At 45.2% G+C, this 2,433-nt stretch carries 1 protein-coding gene and 1 pseudogene; both read left to right on the forward strand.

Going from position 1 to position 2,433, the window contains the following annotated elements; translation table 11 throughout:
* Nucleotides 1-604, forward strand: a pseudogene (locus OB13_RS19370) (hypothetical protein); the annotation flags it as partial.
* Nucleotides 605-722: 118 nt separating this feature from the next.
* A partial coding sequence (gene asnB, locus OB13_RS19375; RefSeq protein ID WP_461491834.1) for an asparagine synthase (glutamine-hydrolyzing) occupies nucleotides 723-2,433 on the forward strand: 1,711 nt, incomplete at its 3' end.

The raw sequence follows: 2,433 nt of genomic DNA on the forward strand, positions 1-2,433 counted from the left end.
CGAATACCTGAAAAAACTATTGCCCAAGGCTGGCATTCAGCAAAGCACAATAAGAAGGTTGAAATTCAAGACTTCGCTTCTCAAGGAAAAAGCTAAATTAGTGAAGGCCCAGGGGTATCAACCAATTTTACATGCAGTCCCTTTAAAAGCAGTCTCCTCCGGGACACACACCTCTTACCGGCTAAGTTCTTCTAGGATTGTACTTCCAGATACAAGTCCGTTTATAAACAAAAACAGCCTTCGTGATTTGTTATGCTACCAACCCAAGGGCACCTTGACCACCCGTTGGGAGTTTTTGATTGACGCGATGAAGCGGTTTGAATCAGGCCAGCAACCCTATACTTGGGTTGAAAACGGAAAACTGCTGGGCTGTGTTTGGCTCCAGTCTCCTGGTTTAAAAGCGAAGGAAATACCGGCTGAGGCTGCTGTTTTACAAGGATTTTATTTTTACCCGGTACCCCTAAAACAACTCCAGGAATTTGTAGAAGCAGTAATCGCGAAAGTGACCGGTGAGAGGGATAGCGCCTTTGTGTATGCCATACCGGATGCGCAAAACAAAGCACTTTGCAAGGTGCTGCATAACCTGAGCAGCAATACCAGCTGAGGAACACCACATCTGGCAGCACCATTTCCGGGCCCGTGCATTCCCTTTCCAACCTATACAGCCAGTCGGAGCCCCTTCGTATAATTTATCTTAGAAATCAATAATAGACGTTAAGACAATGTGTGGAATAGCAGGTATCATAAATTTTGATCAGGAATCACCTAAAGAAAGTTCTCTGCGCGTGATGATGCAACGAATGAAGCATCGTGGACCTGATGATGAAGGCATTTTTATTGAAGACTCGGTAGGTTTAGGTTTCGTTCGCCTGAGCATTATTGATTTGTCTCCTGACGGGCACCAGCCCATGATCTCGTCCGATGATCGCTATGTGCTGGTTTTTAATGGTGAAATATTCAACTATGTGGAATTGCGGGAGGAGCTACAGGGCCAGGGAGTCGTTTTCAGGACAAAAACAGATACGGAAGTACTGCTGAATGCTTACATTCACTGGGGAGAAGATTGCATGCATCATTTCAACGGGATGTGGGCGTTTGCCATCTATGACCGGCAGGATGGATCATTATTTGCCTCCCGGGACAGGTATGGGGTAAAGCCTTTCTACTACATTCAGGATAAAAATTATTTTGCTTTCTGCTCAGAGATCCCTCCTCTCCTGAGCCTGCTGGACACAAAGCCTGCCCCAAACTATCAGAGCATTTTTGACTACCTGGCGTTTAACAGGACAGATCAGACGGAAGAAACATTTTTCAGCAATGTAAAGAAGCTGCAGCATGGGATGAAGCTTCGCGTTAAGCATGGCCAGGTTGCTTTTAGCAAATGGTATGATCTAAGGGAAAGGGTAGCCAGAACACAAAGCTTTAAGAATCCCGGAGAGTACAAAGAACTGCTGACTTCAGCAATCAAACTGCGCCTTAGAAGTGACGTACCGGTAGGTGTCTGCCTGAGTGGTGGATTGGATTCTTCAACCATTGTTTCCGTCTTGCTCAAGGACTGTAATAAAACAGACCTGAATACTTTTTCGGCCGTGTATGAGAAAGGACAGATCGGGGACGAAAGGAAATTTATCGATGAGTACAAGCCTTTGCTCCACAACATGCACTATATCTCCCCAACTGCAGAGACACTGGAAAAAGATCTGATGCAATTTGTCAGAACGCATGCAGAACCTATACCCTCAACATCTCCTTACGCGCAGTACAAAGTGATGGAGCTGGCAAAAGGGAATGTAGTGGTAACATTGGACGGGCAAGGAGCAGACGAAGAGCTCGCCGGCTATCATTATTTTTTCGGGTTTTATTTTAAAGACCTGTTGCGAAATTTTAAGGTAGGCAGGCTGGCATCAGAAATATTCCATTATTCGAAAAACCACCGCAGCCTGTATGGCATCAAATCATTCGTCTATTTTCTATTTCCTGAAAAACTAAGAACGAAGGTACGGGTAGGAGAAAAAGGATACCTGAACAAATCATTTGTTGACAAATACAGCAAGACCAATGCGATAGCGGGTAAACTCTATGGATCTACTACCCTAAAAGATTCCCTGCTGGATCATTTTGAAAATAAGCTAGAACATCTCCTCAAGTGGGAGGATGTGAATTCGATGCACTTTTCACTGGAGGCACGGGTGCCCTTCCTGGATTACAGGCTGGTCGAAAAGACGCTGGCCAGTTCCGCTGACTGGGCTATCCGGGACGGCATTACCAAATACATCTTAAGAGAGTCAATGAAGGGAGTGCTTCCTGAAAAAATAAGGATGCGCCAGGACAAAATAGGATTTGGCACACCACAGGATGAATGGTTCAGAGAACCGGCCTGGAAAAAAATTGTGGAAGAAGTGTTAAACAGCACTTCTTTCAAAAACCGGGACT

It is taken from the genome of Pontibacter sp. HJ8, assembly GCF_054824225.1.